Annotated in this window: 15 protein-coding genes; all 15 read right to left on the bottom strand. The window is 39.3% G+C overall.

Annotated elements, in window-relative coordinates; genetic code table 11:
• Nucleotides 1-14 precede the first annotated feature (14 nt).
• A complete protein-coding gene (locus tag E7L28_RS00645; RefSeq protein ID WP_024062000.1) occupies nucleotides 15-1,661 on the bottom strand; it encodes an acyl-CoA mutase large subunit family protein in 1,647 nt (548 codons plus the stop codon).
• 28 nt (nucleotides 1,662-1,689) lie between these two features.
• Nucleotides 1,690-3,195, bottom strand: coding sequence for an acetyl-CoA hydrolase/transferase family protein (locus E7L28_RS00640; protein WP_101928845.1), 1,506 nt, complete (start codon nucleotides 3,193-3,195; stop codon nucleotides 1,690-1,692).
• A 521-nt stretch (nucleotides 3,196-3,716) separates the two neighbouring features.
• On the bottom strand, nucleotides 3,717-4,955 hold the full coding sequence (locus E7L28_RS00635; protein WP_101928844.1) for an O-antigen ligase family protein: 1,239 nt from the start codon (nucleotides 4,953-4,955) through the stop codon (nucleotides 3,717-3,719).
• Nucleotides 4,956-4,964: 9 nt separating this feature from the next.
• Nucleotides 4,965-6,272 carry a bifunctional folylpolyglutamate synthase/dihydrofolate synthase gene (locus tag E7L28_RS00630; protein WP_101928843.1) on the bottom strand — a complete coding sequence of 436 codons (1,308 nt, stop codon included), beginning with the start codon at nucleotides 6,270-6,272 and terminating at the stop codon, nucleotides 4,965-4,967.
• Between the two features lie 12 nt (nucleotides 6,273-6,284).
• Complete coding sequence (locus E7L28_RS00625) at nucleotides 6,285-8,942, bottom strand: valine--tRNA ligase (protein WP_101928842.1); 2,658 nt, start codon at nucleotides 8,940-8,942, stop codon at nucleotides 6,285-6,287.
• A 20-nt stretch (nucleotides 8,943-8,962) separates the two neighbouring features.
• Nucleotides 8,963-9,853 (bottom strand): twin-arginine translocase subunit TatC, encoded by an 891-nt coding sequence (gene tatC, locus E7L28_RS00620; protein ID WP_012864607.1) that lies wholly within the window; start codon nucleotides 9,851-9,853, stop codon nucleotides 8,963-8,965.
• Nucleotide 9,854: 1 nt separating this feature from the next.
• On the bottom strand, nucleotides 9,855-10,826 hold the full coding sequence (locus E7L28_RS00615) for a polyprenyl synthetase family protein (protein ID WP_316711383.1): 972 nt from the start codon (nucleotides 10,824-10,826) through the stop codon (nucleotides 9,855-9,857).
• Nucleotides 10,823-11,521 carry a ribosome biogenesis GTP-binding protein YihA/YsxC gene (gene yihA, locus E7L28_RS00610; RefSeq protein WP_316692127.1) on the bottom strand — a complete coding sequence of 233 codons (699 nt, stop codon included), beginning with the start codon at nucleotides 11,519-11,521 and terminating at the stop codon, nucleotides 10,823-10,825. The genes E7L28_RS00615 and yihA overlap by 4 nt, the downstream gene beginning before the upstream one ends.
• Entirely contained in the window at nucleotides 11,521-13,830 is a 2,310-nt protein-coding gene (gene lon, locus E7L28_RS00605; RefSeq protein WP_004696511.1) for an endopeptidase La, read from the bottom strand. The genes yihA and lon overlap by 1 nt, the downstream gene beginning before the upstream one ends.
• 65 nt (nucleotides 13,831-13,895) lie before the next feature.
• Nucleotides 13,896-15,149: an ATP-dependent protease ATP-binding subunit ClpX gene (gene clpX / locus E7L28_RS00600; protein ID WP_008601448.1), complete on the bottom strand. Its 1,254-nt coding sequence runs from the start codon at nucleotides 15,147-15,149 to the stop codon at nucleotides 13,896-13,898.
• Nucleotides 15,150-15,161: 12 nt separating this feature from the next.
• The gene (gene clpP / locus E7L28_RS00595) at nucleotides 15,162-15,755 is read right to left on the bottom strand and encodes an ATP-dependent Clp endopeptidase proteolytic subunit ClpP (protein ID WP_004696517.1); all 594 of its coding nucleotides are present in this window, start codon (nucleotides 15,753-15,755) and stop codon (nucleotides 15,162-15,164) included.
• 36 nt (nucleotides 15,756-15,791) lie between these two features.
• On the bottom strand, nucleotides 15,792-17,096 hold the full coding sequence (gene tig, locus E7L28_RS00590) for a trigger factor (protein ID WP_004698674.1): 1,305 nt from the start codon (nucleotides 17,094-17,096) through the stop codon (nucleotides 15,792-15,794).
• A gap of 163 nt (nucleotides 17,097-17,259) precedes the next feature.
• A complete protein-coding gene (locus E7L28_RS00585) occupies nucleotides 17,260-17,715 on the bottom strand; it encodes a CBS domain-containing protein (RefSeq protein ID WP_004696521.1) in 456 nt (151 codons plus the stop codon).
• Nucleotides 17,716-17,826: 111 nt separating this feature from the next.
• The gene (gene rlmH, locus E7L28_RS00580) at nucleotides 17,827-18,306 is read right to left on the bottom strand and encodes a 23S rRNA (pseudouridine(1915)-N(3))-methyltransferase RlmH (RefSeq protein ID WP_008714315.1); all 480 of its coding nucleotides are present in this window, start codon (nucleotides 18,304-18,306) and stop codon (nucleotides 17,827-17,829) included.
• A gap of 2 nt (nucleotides 18,307-18,308) precedes the next feature.
• Nucleotides 18,309-19,115 carry an MBL fold metallo-hydrolase gene (locus tag E7L28_RS00575; protein WP_008714316.1) on the bottom strand — a complete coding sequence of 269 codons (807 nt, stop codon included), beginning with the start codon at nucleotides 19,113-19,115 and terminating at the stop codon, nucleotides 18,309-18,311.
• Nucleotides 19,116-19,169: the final 54 nt, after the last annotated feature.

Below are 19,169 nucleotides of genomic sequence, written 5' to 3'. Positions count from 1 at the left end.
GAAATCAGCTGATATTATAATGTGGAATGAGCTTCGTATTCACCGAATACTTCGCGCAATACATTACAAATTTCACCCAAAGTAGCATATGTTTTAACTGCTGCAAGAATTAATGGCATCAAGTTAACAGATTCGTCAGCTGCACCAGCTTTCAAATCAGCTAAGGCTTTATCAACTGCGGCTTGATCGCGGTTAGCACGAACTGCTTGAGTTTTCTTAGATTGGTTAACACCTACGGAAGCGTCTACGCGAAGCAAGTCTTTTGGAGCTTCTTCTTCAACTTGGAATTTGTTTACGCCAACGATTGTGCGCAAGCCAGATTCAACTTCCATTTGCCATTTGTAAGCGGATTCTTGAATTTCTTTTTGGATGTAGCCTTTTTCGATTGCTACTACAGCGCCGCCCATTTCATCAATTTTCTTGATGTATGCCATAGCTTCGTCATAGATAGCGTTAGTCATAGCTTCAACATAGTAGGAGCCGCCCAATGGGTCAACTACGTCAGCCAAACCAGATTCGTAAGCCACGATTTGTTGAGTACGAAGGGCTACTTGTACAGATGCTTCTGTAGGAAGAGCCAAAGCTTCGTCACGGGAGTTTGTATGTAAGGATTGAGTACCGCCCATTACAGCAGCTGCAGTTTGAAGAGCAACACGAACGATGTTGTTATCAACTTGTTGTGCAGTCAACATGGAACCAGCTGTTTGAGTATGTACACGAAGCATCATGGATTTTGGTTTTTTAGCACCAAAACGTTCTTTCATGATTGTTGCCCACAAGCGACGAGATGCGCGGAATTTAGCAACTTCTTCAAGTACGTTATTATGAGCATTCCAGAAGAAGGAAAGACGACCAGCGAATGTATCAACATCAAGACCAGCTTTCAAAGCTGCTTCTACGTATGCGATACCATTAGCAATTGTAAATGCGATTTCTTGCACTGCCGTGGAACCTGCTTCACGGATGTGGTAACCGGAGATGGAAATAGTATTCCATTTAGGAACGTATTGAGAACAATATTCGAAGATATTAGTGATCAAACGCATGGATGGTTTTGGAGGGAAAATGTAAGTACCACGAGCTGCATATTCTTTCAAAATATCATTTTGAATTGTACCTTTCAATTCAGTGGAAGGTACGCCTTGTTTTTCAGCTACTGCAATATACATTGCCAACAAAACAGACGCCGGAGCGTTAATTGTCATGGATGTGGATACTTTACCAAGGTCGATGCCCTCGAACAAGATTTCCATATCTGCCAAGGAGTCAATAGCAACGCCTACTTTACCAACTTCGCCTTCAGCCATAACATCATCAGAGTCATAACCGATTTGTGTAGGCAAGTCAAATGCACAGGAAAGACCTGTTGCACCAGATTCGATTAGGTAGCGGTAACGTTTGTTAGATTCTTCAGCTGTAGCGAAGCCTGCATACATACGCATTGTCCAGAAACGGCCACGGTACATAGTAGGTTGTACGCCACGAGTATAAGGGAATTCGCCAGGCATTCCCAAATCGCGTTCATAATCAAAGCCTTCAATATCAACTGGTGTATACACACGGTTGTATTTTAAGTTTTGACGTTCTGGAGTTTTTGCGCATTTTTCGTCACAAAGTTTGTTGTACTCAGCAATTTGGGCTTTTAAGTTTTCGTAAGCCATGTTTTCATCATCCTCCTAAAAAAACAGGTTATTTTTTCATGCTTCCAGTTTCTGTGAAGCGTTTATGCCAAGAAAGAGCTTCATCAAGCAACATTGGTGTATGGGCATCCTTTGTTGCAGCTAATGCTTTTTCTAGGTATTCAGTTAACATAGGTTTGTAGTCTGGGTGAGCACATTTTTCAATAATCAAACGAGCTCTTTCCACTGGGCTCAAACCACGACAGTCAGCAACACCTTGTTCTGTACAGAAAATCATAGTGTCATGTTCTGGATGATCCACATGGGATACATATGGAACGATAGAACTGATGTCGCCATTTTTAGCAACGGAGTTGGTACAGAAGATAGTGAGATATGCACTACGTGCAAAGTCACCAGAACCACCAACACCATTCATCATTTTGCTACCCATAATATGAGTAGAGTTTACATTGCCAAAAATATCAAATTCGATAGCAGTATTCATGGCAATGACACCAATACGACGAGCAATACCAGGGTTATTGGAAATTTCTTGCGGACGAAGAATAATTTTTTTACGATATTCATCAATATTCGCATAGAAACGTTTCAATCCATCTGGAGAAGGACTCAATGCAGTACCGGAACATACAGTTACTTTACCAGCATCGATCAAGTCAAACATACCGTCTTGAATTACTTCTGTATAAATAGATAAATCTGTGAAAGGCCCTTGAGCCAAGCCACTGATTACCGCATTTGCTACAGAACCTACGCCGGATTGCAACGGAAGCAAGTTTTTAGGCAAACGACCTTCTGCAATTTCTTGTTCAAAGAATTTGATAAGATGTTGACTCATTGCCTTTGCATCATCATCAATAGCAGCTAAAGGTCTTGTTGTATCAGGTACATCACTTGGAACCACAGCAATAATTTTGCTAGGATCACAAGGTATTGCTTCTGTACCGATGCGATCGCCGGCCTGTTCCAACGGAATTGGTTTACGATGTGGCGGATCCAACGGTTCATAGATATCATGCATACCAACTAAGGATAATGGTTGAGATACATTTACCTCTACGATAACCTTTTTAGCTTGACTAACAAATGTTGGAGAATTGCCAACAGAGGTAGTCGGTACTAAAGAACCATCTTCGTTGATTTGACATACTTCAATAATTGCTACATCTAAATCTCCGAAAAATCCATAACGAATATTTTGTGCCATTGTGCTTAAATGCATATCGATGTATTTAACATCTCCACCATTTAAAGCCTTTCTCATATCTTTATTGGTTTGATATGGAAAACGGCGATTAATACCATTAGCACGAGTTAACGCACCATCAGCTTCATCACCTACAGAAGCACCTGTCCACAAATCGATTTTGAATGGTTCTTTTTCCATTCTTTCTGCCAATGCCAATGGCACAACTTTTGCATAACCCGATGGTGTAAAGCCGGAAATACCAACTTTATCATTAGGGTTAATCAACTGAGCTGCATCATAAGCAGTGACAATTTTACCTTGCAGGTCCACATTTTTTACGCGGTCTTTGATGTCTATCACCATAACCATCTCCTTTAAGAGTAACATTGTTAAACGACAATTGAATCTCTTTGGTCTAATACGTTCCTTAAACCGACTTCATCGTAGTCCACATCCAATGTATTGTCAACTTATATGACTAAAATGTATTTTTTATCACACTTCGACTGTGCATTATGACTAAAACGCATAGGTTTTTACATTTTCACATAAGTTTTATTCACACCGATATAACTCACAGGAATTATCATTTTAATAGTATATATTGTTGTTTTTTATGCATATCGAACTATCTCAATACAACATATAGAGCCTTATCAATATAAAAAAAATAATATATACAAAACTGACTGCTACACCTCCTATAAAAATATAGATATACAAAAAACCGGTTTTCAAATGCAAGCAATAATGTTCAATTATCCTAACATTAGAAAACCGGTTAAATATACTTAAGCTTACCCTGCTAAGGTATATATAAATTATACCATACTATGAAATTATATCTCTACCATAAAACTTACTGATTATACAAAATGTACCTTTTACATATGTTTCTTTGTGGAAAGTTGTACTTTCACAAAGGCCCCAACCCAACCAAGGAGTTGCCAAAAAACAATAGTAACTTGATGGCTATAGAGCTCAAAATCAGACAATCCACTAAAAAGGACTCCGATAGCTAAAGCACCTATACCTATCTGTGCAGCTTGTCGGAACATATCCCCTTTCAAACGAACAGATGTAATAACATGACCGACGATAACTGCTAGGAATGATAGCAAGCCAGGAATACCTGTTTCAGCCAATATATTTAAATATAAATTATGGGCATGATACATCAACACATTAGGACCTTGAATGTAATAGTTATACTCTGGATAAACTAAGTAGAATGTATTCCACCCTATACCAAAGATTGGATTTTCTCGTACGATATACATTGTGCTGTCCCATAGAGCCCAGCGAAGATCTGATGACGTATCATGACCTTGGAATATAGACCAAAGTCGCGAAGCAACTTCCCCTTCATAGAAGTATAGAATTAGCGGTACCACTAACAAAGATAAGAATAGTCTTCGTTCTACGAAAATAGCCCAATACAGAATCATGGCCGCAAAACTAATCCAAATACCACGCGAATAGGTTAATAACATCGTTAAAAATAATACAATACCAATAATCAGCATTGTAACAACTTCACGAGTACGATTCTCTTTCATATAAACAAGAATATAGCTAATACATACACTTAATACCATCAATAGATAAGCCCCTAACAAGTTAGGATTTTGCAATGTAGACGCCATTCGACGCATCAATTTAGGAAATTGTGCTGCATCAACCCATTCTTTTATATGTATATTAGGAACAAATATATACTGATAGGCCCCGATTATGCATACAAGAAGGGCTGTACCTAAAAAGGCACGAAGAAAATAGTTCCACTGTTTAGGTGTTCGAATATAGGTACGAACTAAATAGTACATGCCCCCACCCGCCACAATTTGGTAGAACCAACTCTGAATAGACCAATCCCAGTTTGGTGACATTAACGACGATATACCTGTCCAGATAACAAAGATCATAACAGTCCAAGATAGATAACCGGTCGGCAGACTCAATGATTTACTAGAAATTAAATCATATAATGCTAGACCTATGGCCAACCAGAGAAGTACATCTCCCACCATTGGCTGAAGTGGCATCGCAATGACAACACCATAGATTAATCGTTCAATATAAAAAGTAATTCGTTTCTGATTAGGAATGAGTGAGAGCTCCATAATCTCACCTCAATGACTCATCTCATGGAAAAACCACTGACGAGCATCCCCTAGAATATATAAAGAACCACATACAGCAATGATATCACCATTCTTTGTATGTTTGTATGCTAAGGCTAACGCAGCCTCAACAGATTCTGCAGTTTGAGCCGTCACCTTAGGCACAGTACGGCGAATCACTTCAACCAAGCTCTCAGGTACCTCTGTTCTATCTGTTGGTGCAGGTACAACGAGGACTGTGTCGCCAGATTTAACCACTTCACGAATAATAGCCTCTTGGTCTTTATCTTTAAGGATAGCCATTACCACCGTTTTCGGTGTGTCCTTAAATAGTTCATTGTACGTCATGGCAAAAGACTCAGCCCCTGCCGCATTGTGAGCACCGTCAAATATAAAGGTACGATCTAAGCCTCGTTTAACTTCAAAGCGCCCCGCCCACGTAGTGCGGGCAAATCCTTCACGCATTGTTTCTTCACTGATGTTCGTATCCTCTTTCATCAACAGGCGTACGGCCATCAATGCACAAGCGAGGTTTACAGATTGATGAATGCCAGCCATCGTCGTAAACAACATAGCAGGTGCAGCATTGTTAGAACTAACCGTAATCATTTGACCACCCATTACAGCGCTGCGGCTATCAATACCAAAATCTTTATTAAAAACATAAAGCTTGGCATGTCGTTTTTTAGCTACGTCCTCAATGATATTAAGAGGTGTATCTTGTGCAGCTGTCACTACAGGCACCTTAGGTTTAATAATCCCCGCTTTATGGCGTGCAATTTCCTCGACAGTATCACCACAATATGCTTGATGATCTATTGTTACATTAGTAATAACAGATACTTTTGGAGTCACGATATTAGTAGAATCTAGTAAGCCCCCTAAACCAACTTCTACTACGGCATAGTCTACACCTTGCTCCTTAAAGAATAAAAATGCGGCAGCTGTTAATATTTCAAATTGTGTTGGCGCTTCTATTCCATTGTTAATAATAGTATCTACGGCAACCTTTACGCGACTAATTAATGTCCCAAAGGCTTCCTCTGTTATATTTCCATCATTAATTTGAATACGCTCCGTATAGGATTGAAGGTGAGGCGATGTAAATCGCCCCACCCGTAATCCACTTGTAAACAGTGCGTAGGAAATATATGAGGTAACCGAGCCCTTACCATTTGTACCTGTAACATGAACAATTTTATAATCTTCTTGTGGATTCCCTAACACATCCATAAGAGCCGTAATTCGTTCAAGGCCAGGTTTAATACCAAATGAAGATGCCTGCTCCAAATAGGCTAAGGCCTCCTGATATGTCATATAAACCTCCTATTATAAGGTTTCAAGGAACGCTTCACGTTCCAATAACGCTTGTTGTTTTTGTTTATATTCTTCTAACTTTTCTTTTTCTTTTGCTACTACAGCTTCAGGAGCTTTTGCTAAGAAGCCTTGGTTAGACAATTTACCTTCCAAACGAGAAATTTCTTTTTCCATTTGGATTTTTTCCTTTGCAATACGCTCTCTTTCTTTTTCACCGTCAATCAAGTCTTTAAGTAAGAGATATACTTCCATACCATTGACAACGGTTACAGTCGCATTTTCTGGTTTTGGATCATCGGTACCAAGAATTGTTACTTTCTCAGCCCAAGCCAATGTTACGAAGTAGTCACTATGTTCTGCTACAGTTTTAGCTAATGCTTCATCTGTTGGCGCTACGATAACCTCAGCTTTTTTACCTAAAGGCACATTCATTTCAGCACGCATGTTACGAATACCTTTGATAGCATCCATCATAACTTCCATTTGACGTGCTGCCCCTTCAAGATTATCGAATTTCAATGCTTCAGGCCATTTAGTAACAACGATGCTGTCCCCTTCGTGTGGCAAATGTTGCCAAATATGTTCAGTTACGAACGGCATGAATGGATGTAATAATTCGAGCATATGACGTAAGATTGTTACAAGTAAATATTGAACTGTACGACGATCACGTTCGTCGCTTTCACTATACAAACGAGGTTTCGCTAATTCAATGTACCAATCGCAGTACGTATTCCAAATGAAATCATATACGGAACTTGCCGCTTCACCAAGTTCGAATTTATCGAGATTAGATGTTACGCTTTGTACTGTTTCATTGTATTTTTGAACAATCCATTGGTCTGCTAATGTCAAATCATCTGCTGTTGGAACGAAACTTTCATCATAATTAGTAAGGTTCATCAATACAAATTTTGATGCATTCCAAATCTTATTGGCAAAGTTACGGTTAGCCTCAACACGTTCCATATAGAAACGCATATCGTTACCAGGTGTGTTGCCAGTTACAAGAGTAAAGCGCAATGCATCAGCACCATATTGGTCGATAACTTCAAGCGGATTAATACCATTGCCCAAAGATTTACTCATTTTACGGCCCTGGCTATCGCGAACAAGACCATGAATAAATACATGTTTAAATGGAATTTCATGTTCAAACTCAAGAGCCATAAAGATCATACGAGCAACCCAGAAGAAGATAATATCGTAACCAGTTACAAGCACACTTGTTGGATACCATTGTTTAAGTTCTGGAGTTTGCTTAGGCCAACCCATTGTGGCAAACGGCCATAAACCAGAGCTAAACCATGTATCAAGAACATCTGGATCTTGTGTAACATGACCGTGGCAATGAGGACATTCTGTAATATCTTCACGGCTAACGATAGTTTCACCACAGTCATCACAATACCATGCAGGAATGCGATGGCCCCACCACAATTGACGAGAAATCGTCCAATCGCGGATATTTTCAAGCCAGTTCACATATGTTTTTGTAAAACGTTCAGGAACGAACTCTACTTCGTGGTCTTTAACAACCTTAAGAGCGGGCTCTGCCAATGGTTTCATATCTACGAACCATTGTTTAGATACCATTGGTTCGATGATTGTATTACAACGGGAGCAATGACCTACTGCATGGTCATGATCATCAATTTTTTCAAGTAGGCCTAATTCTTTAAGTTCTGCTACTACTTGTTTACGCGCTTCTTCACGAGGTAAGCCATTAAATTTGCCAGCACCTTCATTCATTGTTGCATCATTGTTCATAACAACGATGGATTCCAAATTATGACGTTGGCCCATTTCAAAGTCATTAGGATCATGAGCAGGTGTAATTTTTACACAGCCTGTACCGAAGCTAGCATCTACATAGTCATCGGCAATTACAGGAATTTCTCGATTAACAAATGGCAAGATCAATGTTTTACCAATGAGATCTTTATAACGATCATCATCAGGATTTACTGCTACTGCTACGTCACCAAACATTGTTTCTGGACGAGTTGTAGCAACAACAACAAAACGATTATCTTCACCTTTTACAGGATATTTAATATGCCATAAATGGCCATGTTCATCTTCATGCTCAACTTCAACATCAGATAACGCAGTGGCACAACGAGGACACCAGTTGATGATGCGTTCACCGCGATAGATCAAACCTTTTTCATAAAGACTTACAAATACTTCGCGCACTGCATGGTAATACCCTTCATCCAAAGTAAATCGCTCACGGTTCCAATCACAGGATGCGCCAAGGCTACGGATTTGTTTTACAATAGTATCACCATATTCTTTTTTCCATTCCCACACGCGCTCTACGAATTTTTCACGGCCCAAATCATAGCGAGATTTTCCTTCTTCTTTAGCAAGCATCTCTTCTACTTTGATTTGTGTAGCAATACCAGCGTGGTCTGTACCTGGCATCCACAATACATTGTAGCCTTGCATGCGTTTGAAACGGATGAGGATGTCTTGTAATGTGTTATCAAGGGCATGCCCCATATGCAACATACCAGTTACATTAGGAGGTGGTAATACGATACTAAATGGCTCTTTATTCGTGTCTACTTCTTCGTGAAAGTATCCTTGATTTTCCCAATAAGAATACCATTTGCCTTCTATTTCACCAGGATTATATGTGGTTAAATTTTCGTAGGTTTTCATCGTTCCTCCTAAAAGACTCCTTAGCGCTTCATAATTTTAGCCAATACAAATAGGCTTGTTTCATATAGCAATATCATAGGTAATGCAATCATCGTTTGAGAAAACATATCTGGTGTAGGTGAAATGACAGCACCTATGATAAAGGATATAAGAATAAATATCTTTCGCTTCGTTTTTAAAAAGCGTGATGTGATTAAGTTGAAATATCCCAAAATAATTAAGATCAACGGCAACTCAAAGATAAATCCAAAGGGCAGTACAAAGGATAATACAAAGTCCATATACTGACCAATAGAAAACATCGGTTGTAATTCATCTGTAGCAAAGCCCATAAAGAACTTCACCGCTGCAGGCAATACGAGAAAATAAGAAAATACAATACCTATCCCGAATAGACCAATTGCTACTGGTAAGATCCAGTTAGATAGCTGCTTTTCTCGCACAGTTAGTGCAGGCTTAACAAATAGCCAAATCTGATGCAATATAATGGGAGCGGCTATGACTAAGCCACCTACAACAGACACCTTCATATATGTAAAAAATGCTTCAGTAGGTCTCATATAATAGAGCTTGCCAGCCGGTTTTAGGAGTATTTCCAATAATAAGTCTACATAATAATAAGAAATACAAGTTCCCACAATAACCGCTACAGCTATTATAATCAATCGTTTTCGCAGCTCTGAAAGATGTCCTACAAGAGACAATTCCCTTGCTTCATCCATCATCTTCTGCTCTATAGCCGTATAAACTGGTTCATCTTCCACATCCTCAGGAATGTGTTGAGTTGCCACCTTATATCGTTCTTGCTCAGACTTTTGTTCTGCTTCACGCCGTTTTTGACGAACTACACTATCAAAAGAAGGTTTTTGCATGGGATATTCGAAATCCGATTTTGGTTCGAATGGTTCCATATTATACCTTTCTATCAGCCAGATTTTCTACAGCCATCACAAGGAATTCCTTCCCTGGGAAATCACGCACTGCAGCGAGTGCCGCTAGAGCATCTTTACAATATTTATCAGCTACAGCTAATGTATTATCAATTCCACCTTCAGCAATAACATAATCAATAATGTCTTGCTCATTACCACCATTATTTAAGCCTTTAATATCTTCAAGCAATTTATCTTTATTACCATCGTTAACGATGCTTAATAACGGATACGTCAATAGTCCCTCTCGAAGATCATTCCCTACAGGCTTTCCTGTTGTTTCCGCTGTTTCACGATAATCCATAATATCGTCTGTAATTTGGAATGCCATGCCTAATGCATGACCATATTTTTTCAACTCTATGATTTCATCCTCTTGCCAATCTCCTAAGAGACCACCAAGCTCCATACAGCCTTCCATAAAGTCTGCTGTTTTCTTTTGCGTCTTTGTCATATAACGCTCTATGCCTTGATCGATGCGATATACATCTTCCATTTGCATGAACTCACCTTCTACGAGGCATGTAATAATATGAGAGAATACTTGAAGATACTTCATATTCGTCATTTCAGATACGATTTTAAATGCTTTAGCAAATAAATAATCACCACTAAGGATAGCTACCTTATTACCTTTATGCATATGAATTGTATCCTCCCCACGGCGAATTTCAGCTTGATCTAAAACATCGTCATGGATAAGTGTTGCTAAATGAAGCATTTCAACAGCCTCAGCAATTTTAATGCGTTGACGCTCTATAGATGTACCTGCATTAGCAATCAATAGACACAATTGAGCGCGCAAACGCTTACCACCTGCTGCTGATAACGGTCGAATCAGTGCATTGAAGTCCTCTGCACCGGTATTAAAAGATGATGCAAGAGACTCTTCGACACGCTCTAAATCTAGAGCAATGCGTTCCATAATCTCTAATTCGTTCGTTTGACTCATGCTTCATCTCCTACCAAAATTTTATTGATTCGTTGTTGTAAAAGCTCACGTCCAGTATGCTTTAAAGAGCTGTACAAAATCGGCGGGGTAGCCGTTGGATATAGCTCTTTAATAATAGACAAGTTTGCAGACTTTTCTTTAGCCGTCAATTTATCGGCCTTGGTCACTACAATTTGTAACGGAACACCGGCTTCGACGAGCCACTCAAAGGCCACCTTATCAATGGCCATTTCAGGATGGCGACCATCGATAAGTAAACACAACAACATCAATCGTTCAGAATGTAAAATATAATCGGCAATAAAGGAAGACCACAGATTGCGGTTTCCTTTATTTGTCTTTGCAAAACCATAACCAGGAAGGTCAACGAGAAACCAGTTATATCTGCGTTCCTCGGTTTCAGAAATATCCTCTTTTGATTCAATATCAAAGTAGTTTATCGTCTTAGTCTTACCTGGCTGACCACTAACGAGGGCTAACCCACGATAGTTACATAAAGAATTAATCAACGAAGACTTGCCCACATTAGAGCGTCCAAGGAAGGCGATTTCTACGGTATCCCCTTCAGGATATTGATCCGCCTTCACACAGGAAGTATTATATTTTGCAGCTATAATACGAGGCCCCTTTGGTTCTTTTCGTGTATATTGTGGTTTTGGGCCCATTGGTTTAGTGGATTTTTTCTTCTTTTGCATTACACAAGTGCCTTTGCTAATACTTCATCCATTGTCTTAACTGGCGTAATGATGAGGCCTTCTTTCACAATGTCAGGTAATTCTGCAATATCCTTTTCATTGCCTTTTGGAATCAATACCTCTTTTATACCATGGGACAAGGCTGCTAATAATTTTTCTTTTAAGCCGCCTATTGGTAATACGCGGCCACGCAATGTGATTTCACCAGTCATGGCAATATCAGAACGAACCTTGCGGTTAGTCAAAATAGATACCATAGCTAATGTCATTGTAATACCTGCTGAAGGACCATCTTTAGGGGTTGCCCCTTCTGGCAAGTGAACGTGAATATCAAGCTTTTTATAAAAATCTTCTTCAATCTTTAAAGCTTTTGCATTATGGCGAATATAACTCATAGCCGCTTGACCAGACTCTTGCATAACCTTGCCGAGACTACCAGTTAAAGCCAATTTACCGGTACCATTCATAGTTGTAGCTTCACATGGTAATACTACACCACCAACAGATGTCCAAGCTAATCCATTTACATAGCCAACTTGTGCTTTCTTTTCTCGCTCTTGGTCAACAAAGATTGGTGCGCCTAAGAATTCGTGAAGATTCTTAGTAGTGACTTTTGGTGCGTCTCCGCCTTCTTCAACTACTTTGAAAGCAATCTTACGGCAAATCTTAGCAATTGTTTTCTCTAAAGTACGAACACCTGCTTCGCGAGTATATTCGGAAATTACCTTTCTTAACACAGCATCAGATAATTTAACCTTGTAATCTTCAAGGCCATTTTTCTTAATTTGCTTAGGTGTTAAGTAACGCTTAGCAATTTCTAGTTTTTCTTCTTCCATATAGCTGGACAACTCAATAATTTCCATACGATCTAACAATGGACCAGGAATATTAGATGCTACATTAGCCGTAGTAATCCAGAAAACTTCAGAGAAGTCGAACGGTACTTCGATAAAGTGATCACTAAATGTGCTATTTTGTTCTGGATCCAATACTTCTAATAACGCTGAAGATGGATCACCTTTATAATCAGATGCTAATTTATCAATTTCATCCAATAAAAATACAGGATTCTTAGTACCTACATTTTTTAACCCCTGAATCATACGACCAGGTAAAGCACCAATATAAGTACGTCGATGTCCACGAATTTCAGCTTCATCACGAACACCACCTAAGGATGCACGGATAAACTTACGATTCATTGCTTTAGCAATAGAGGTAGCCAAAGAGGTTTTACCAACGCCTGGTGGGCCTACTAAACAAAGAATAGAGCCACTATTTTTACCAGTTAATTTACGAACCGCTAAAAATTCTAAAATGCGTTTCTTAACCTTTTCAAGGCCATAATGATCGGCCTCGAGCATAGCATGAGCGCCCTTAATATCTAAACGGTCTTCCGTTAATTCGTTCCACGGTAATGCCAATACCCAATCTAGGTAATTGCGCAAAATTGTTGCTTCCGGCATCAATTGAGGCATGCGGCTGTAACGAGAAATTTCTTTATCAATACGCGTATGTACGTCTTCACTTAGATTAAGTGCTTTTAACTTAACTCGTAGTTCTTCTGCCTCCTCCTCGGGATCCCCTTTATCACCCAACTCATCGTGGATAACGCGGATTTTTTCGCGCAAGAAATATTCCTTCTGCGCTTTTTCCATAGATTGACGCACTTGATTATTGATGGAATTTTCCAAATCAGAGATTTGTAATTCCATATTTAAAATGCCTACAATCATGTTAAGACGACGAGCCACAGATAATTCTTCAAGTAACTCTTGACGTTTCAAATTATTAATAGGCAATAGAAATGCAACTTGGTCAGCTAATTCACAAGGATTGCGTAATTCCATAACGCGCGTTACACCTTCATCAGTAACTGATTTAGCTTCTTCTGCCCATTCGCCAAATTTAGCTTGAACCAAACGACGATAAGCTTCAAGCTCTACATCGTCTTCAAATTCAGACGCCACTCGTTCATAGTCTCCTATATAATAAGGGTCCATGCTAGTAATATTCATAAGACGAATACGAGTGATGCCCTCTACAAGAACACGTACTATACCACCTGGTAAGCGCAACATTTGTTTAATTTTTACTAATGTACCCATTTGGGCTAAATCATGAACTGTTGGCGCATCTACAGCATCATCTTTTTGAGTTACGACAGCTAAAATGCGGTCCTCATTCATTGCGGCTTCCACCGCCTTAATGGATTTGTCTCGACCGATATCGAGGTGAATCACGATATTCGGGTATACTACCATGCCTCTGAGAGGTACGGTAGGGATCCCAACTTCGAGTAAATTCATACTTCCTCCAGGTATATATATTATGAAAAGAAACTCATTCCTACACAGAAATGAGTTTCTTCGAATTACGATTTCAACTGGATGTCTTGGTCTGCCTCATTTTTGAGTATAGGTTCACCTGTGCTTAATACGGATTCACGATTCACAATGCACTTAGTTACTTCCGGCATGGAAGGAACCTCAAACATTACGCGTTTCATCACCTTTTCAATGATAGCACGCAAACCACGAGCACCTGTTTTTCGCTGTAATGCTTCATCAGCGATTTCTTCTAATGCATCTTCAGTGAAAGTTAATTCTACACCATCAAGGGATAGAATTTTTTCATATTGTTTTGTTAATGCATTTTTAGGCTTTGTCAAAATTTGAATTAACGCATCTCTGTCTAATTGATCTAATGTCACCATTACTGGCAAACGTCCAATAAACTCAGGAATCAAGCCAAATTTTAATAAATCTTCAGGTACAACATCTTTTAAGATAGCCGATACATTGCGTTCTTCTTTACGCTGTACATCTGCACCAAAGCCAAGTGTTTTCTTAGCGGTACGCTTAGTAATAACCTTATCCATACCATCAAATGCACCACCACAAATAAAGAGAATATTCGTAGTGTCAATTTGAAGCATTTCTTGATTAGGATGCTTCCTACCACCTTGTGGGGGAACAGAAGCGACAGTACCTTCTAAGATTTTAAGCAATGCTTGTTGTACGCCTTCACCAGACACATCACGTGTAATGGAAGGGTTCTCAGACTTACGAGCAATCTTATCAATTTCATCGATATAGATAATGCCACGTTCAGCCCGAGCTATATCATAATCTGCAGCTTGGATAATTTTGAGTAAGATGTTTTCTACATCTTCCCCTACATACCCAGCCTCAGTTAAGCTTGTAGCATCTGCAATAGCAAATGGTACTTCTAGCATTTTCGCTAAGGTTTGAGCCAATAGTGTTTTACCACTACCAGTAGGACCAATGAATAAAACATTAGCCTTTTGTAATTCTACATCATCAACTACATTATCTGTTTGTAAACGTTTGTAGTGATTATATACAGCCACGGCTAAAGAGATTTTAGCATCATCTTGACCAATGACATATTCGTCAAGATGAGCTTTAATTTCTCTAGGCGTTGGCAATTCTTTTAAATTGAAGTCGTCCGTCTCAACCGCACCCAACTCATCTGCAATGATGCGTTCACAAACTTCAACGCATTCATCACAAATATACACGTTAGGCCCCGCCACTAATTTGCGGACTTCTTCGCTTGTGCGTCCACAAAAACTGCAGCGCATAGTGTCTTTATCTTTTGCCAAGGGGCGCCTCCATTACTTGCTTTCTACAGGTTCTCTTGTGAGTACCTCATCGATTAAGCCGTATTCAACGGCATCCTGAGCACTCATGAAGTTATCGCGATCTGTATCGCGAGCTACTACTTCAATATCTTGTCCACTGCGAGAAGCTAAGATACCATTTAACTCTTCACGCATGCGAAGAATCTCACGGGCATGGATTTCAATTTCAGATGCTTGCCCTTGCACACCGCCTAATGGTTGGTGAATCATGATGCGCGCATGAGGCAACGCATATCGTTTACCTTTAGTGCCAGCTGTTAAAAGCACAGCACCCATGCTCGCTGCAGAGCCTACACAAATAGTAGACACATCTGGTTTGATATATTGCATCGTATCATAAATAGCCATGCCAGCAGTTACAACACCGCCAGGGCTATTGATGTACAAATGGATATCCTTATCAGGATCCTCTGCTTCCAGGAATAACATTTGCGCAATAACCGCATTTGCCACATTATCATCGATGGGGCCACCAAGGAAAATAATGCGATCCTTTAACAAGCGAGAGTAAATATCATAGGAACGCTCTCCGCGTTCACCTTGTTCAACTACGATTGGTACATACATGTAATCACCTTTTCATGTACCTAGTTGAGCAAACTATTATTCAGCCGCTTCAGCGCCTTTTGCATTATCAATAATGAATCGAGCTGCTTTTTTGCGAGCTACAGAGCCTGCCAACATAGCTACACGACCTTCTTTTGCAATAATATCCCAAACTTCTTTAGGATCTGCCCCAAAGTTTTGAGCCATAATGAAGATTTCACGGTTCATATCATCTGGAGTTACTTCGATACCTTCAGCAGTTGCAATAGCATCCAATACTAAATCAGCGCGTACGTTTTCAGCTGCGGAATCTTTGTATTCAGAGCGTAAATCTTCGATAGTTTTATTGGAGAATTTCAAGTAGTCATCAAGTTTCAAGCCACGGCCTTCCATATTCATAGCCAATTCTTGAATCATTTGTTCTACGCGATCTTTAATCATTACTTCTGGGATTTCTACAGTTGCATTTTTAACAGCTGTTTGAATCAAGTCAGCATTGTAAGTATCGATTGCACGACGGGAAGCTTCTTCCTCCATTTTAGTGCGAAGATCTTTTTTCAATTCTTCAATAGTTTCGTAAGAGCTTGCTTCTTTTGCAAATTCATCATTCAATTCAGGCAATTCTTTACGTTTAATATCATGGATATGAGTTTTGAATTCTGCTTCTTTACCAGCAAGTTCTGCTACGAAGTAGTCTTCAGGGAATGTTACTTTTACAGTTACATCATCACCAGCTTTAGCGCCAATTAATTGATCTTCGAAGCCAGGAATGAAGCTACCAGAACCGATTTGTAATGGGTAGGATTTACCTTCACCACCATCAAAAGGTTTACCATCAACGGAACCAGCAAAGTCGATTACTGCGAAGTCATCTTTTTGAATTGTAGCGCCTTCTTCAGCAACAACCATTTTTGCTTGTTGTTCACGAATATTGTTCAACTGTTCTTCGATTTGTTCATCAGATACTGTAGCATCTTGTTTTTCTGCTTCTAAGCCTTTGTAATCGCCAAGTTTAACTTCAGGGCGTTTAGTTACAGTAGCTTTGAAAATCAAATCTTTGCCTTCTTCGAATTGTTCTCGTTCGATTTCAGGTTCAGATACAGGCACAATATCATTTTCACGAAGTGCAGCACTATAGTTTTGGCTAGCCAATACTTCAAATGCTTCTTCCAAGATAGCTTCTTTGCCGAAGTTCATTTCCAAAATACGGCGAGGCGCATGTCCTTTACGGAAGCCAGGGATGTTCACTTGACCTGCAATGCGTTTTACAGCTTGTTTAATGCCCTTATCTACTTCTGCTGCAGGTACTTCAATAGTTAACGTTACTACGTGTTGATCAACAGGATTTACAGTTGCTTTCATTTAAAATATGTCCTCCTCGAAGGGCAATATGCCCAAATTTCTGTAGTATATTATGCACTCCTAATAATAACATAAATGCAAGGTCAATGCAATTCTTCTCAATATACACTAAAAGACCACCCCAAAATGGGTGGTCTTTACATATTTTACATAATTATGCTAATTAGTTATCTTTAGCAATCAATTTGATAATGTCACGACGAGACAAAATCCCGATCAAACGATACTCTTTATCTACAACTGGCACATTTTTCAAATGTTGATCAAGCATAACAGATACAATTTCTTCTACATCTTTATCCGGTGTGGTTGTAATTACTTCATCAGTCATCAACTCATGAACGTGAGATGCCAATAATTTTTTGAATTGAGCATTGTATTCGCCAATGCCATTGTAATAGATGCTAGCGCCTAATACATTAACATAATGAGGCACATGAGGACGTACTTTTTTATATAGTAAATCACCTTCAGAGATAATACCTAACAACTTATTATCATCATCCACTACGGACACCGCTGTTAAATTATATTTAACCAATAAATCAGCTACATCAGAAATCGGCGCATCTTTGCCAACAGTAACAGGGTATTTATTCATTACTTCTTGGATTTTCATAGTGAATTCCTCCTTACAAATACATCTTGCTTTATTATACTATTCGCCACAGTATAATAAAACTCCTTTTTTCTGAAAGTATTATACAAATAATTTTTAAGTCTACGTCTTCTACCAATGATAAGGTTCATTACGATTGATTTTTGATGCTCGATAAATTTGTTCTACAAGTAGCAATCGAACCATTTGATGAGTAAAAGTCATAGGGCTAAAAGATAATTTATAATTTACAGCCTGACGTAATATATCACTCACCCCAAAGGCACCACCAATAATGAAAGCCATATCGCTAACACCATCCACCTCAAGCTTAGATACCGTCTTAGCGAGTTCTTCAGAGGACATTGGTTTGCCATACACGTCAAGTAATACGGTATACGCATTTTTAGGGACCGCTTTTAATAAACGGTCTCCTTCTTCTGCAACGACTTGTTTGCGATCCGCATTACTCGGCTTATCTCCAATTTTACTTTCATTCAGCTCTGTAATTGTAATGCCACCATAGGGGCGCATGCGTTTCACAAACTCTGCTACGCCCTCACGTAAATAAGCATCCTTCAATTTGCCGATACAGACTACATAAAATCTCATTTTTACCTCTTCACAGATTGGATGGACACAATTTCATTAGGCTGACCATGTTGTAACTTCATTTCAGGTCCAATACGAACACCACCATCCACAAGCATTTTGCCAATAGTTTGGGTAACAAGGACAGAGTTATTATTATTTTCAGAACGATGGGCCAATATAACTTGCATAAAATCAGGACGTTTCATCATGAGTAGTGCTTGCGCAGCCATTTCATTACTCAAATGACCTTCATCACTAGCCACCCTTTGTTTCAAAAACGGCTGATATGGTCCGAATCGCAACATATGAGGATCATAATTCGCCTCTAGCACTAACAGAGTCGTATCATCAATTCTTCGTAAAATATCATCTGAAATCACGCCTGTATCAGTGACAATAGTTGCCTTATCGTTCCCAGCAAACACATTTATACCAATTGGATCAGCCGCATCATGACTTACCGAAAAAGGTTCCACAATTAGACTCCCCAACGTCAAACTGCCCTTTGTAAGCTCGATTAATCGATTCTTTGGCACGATTAACTTATCTTGGATTTCACGCCAGGTGCCTTGCTTCGTATACACAGGAATATCAAATCGTTTTAGTAATTGTTGTAATCCCGCAATGTGATCACTATGTTCATGACTGACAAATATACCCTCTACCTGTGCCATATCAATTTGTAATTCTTTTAACCCATTGACAATGCGTCGACAACTGATGCCTACATCATGCAATATGACGGAGTTCCCTTTTTTTATCACTGTACAATTGCCCTTACTACCACTGGCAAGGACATGGACCTCCAACGGTGAGGATTCACTCATCAAAACACTCCATATACTTAATCATAAATCTATTATTTCTGTAAAAGTCAATAG

It is taken from the genome of Veillonella parvula (genome assembly GCF_032575955.1).
GTDB lineage: Bacteria > Bacillota > Negativicutes > Veillonellales > Veillonellaceae > Veillonella > Veillonella parvula_J.
The sequence above is the reverse complement of the archived record's forward strand: the minus strand, read 5'-3'. Positions and strand labels throughout refer to the sequence as shown.

What these genes read in the sequence shown, in the direction of transcription:
- E7L28_RS00625 (WP_101928842.1), bottom strand. Translation starts at nt 8,942, where the DNA reads ATGAAAACCTACGAAAATTTAACCACATATAATCCTGGTGAAATAGAA.
- E7L28_RS00585 (WP_004696521.1), bottom strand. Translation starts at nt 17,715, where the DNA reads ATGAAAATCCAAGAAGTAATGAATAAATACCCTGTTACTGTTGGCAAA.
- E7L28_RS00640 (WP_101928845.1), bottom strand. Translation starts at nt 3,195, where the DNA reads ATGGTGATAGACATCAAAGACCGCGTAAAAAATGTGGACCTGCAAGGT.
- yihA (WP_316692127.1), bottom strand. Translation starts at nt 11,521, where the DNA reads ATGCAAAAGAAGAAAAAATCCACTAAACCAATGGGCCCAAAACCACAA.
- E7L28_RS00630 (WP_101928843.1), bottom strand. Translation starts at nt 6,272, where the DNA reads ATGACATATCAGGAGGCCTTAGCCTATTTGGAGCAGGCATCTTCATTT.
- E7L28_RS00575 (WP_008714316.1), bottom strand. Translation starts at nt 19,115, where the DNA reads ATGAGTGAATCCTCACCGTTGGAGGTCCATGTCCTTGCCAGTGGTAGT.
- tig (WP_004698674.1), bottom strand. Translation starts at nt 17,096, where the DNA reads ATGAAAGCAACTGTAAATCCTGTTGATCAACACGTAGTAACGTTAACT.
- E7L28_RS00645 (WP_024062000.1), bottom strand. Translation starts at nt 1,661, where the DNA reads ATGGCTTACGAAAACTTAAAAGCCCAAATTGCTGAGTACAACAAACTT.
- tatC (WP_012864607.1), bottom strand. Translation starts at nt 9,853, where the DNA reads ATGGAACCATTCGAACCAAAATCGGATTTCGAATATCCCATGCAAAAA.
- clpP (WP_004696517.1), bottom strand. Translation starts at nt 15,755, where the DNA reads ATGTATGTACCAATCGTAGTTGAACAAGGTGAACGCGGAGAGCGTTCC.
- rlmH (WP_008714315.1), bottom strand. Translation starts at nt 18,306, where the DNA reads ATGAGATTTTATGTAGTCTGTATCGGCAAATTGAAGGATGCTTATTTA.
- lon (WP_004696511.1), bottom strand. Translation starts at nt 13,830, where the DNA reads ATGAATTTACTCGAAGTTGGGATCCCTACCGTACCTCTCAGAGGCATG.
- E7L28_RS00615 (WP_316711383.1), bottom strand. Translation starts at nt 10,826, where the DNA reads ATGAGTCAAACGAACGAATTAGAGATTATGGAACGCATTGCTCTAGAT.
- E7L28_RS00635 (WP_101928844.1), bottom strand. Translation starts at nt 4,955, where the DNA reads ATGGAGCTCTCACTCATTCCTAATCAGAAACGAATTACTTTTTATATT.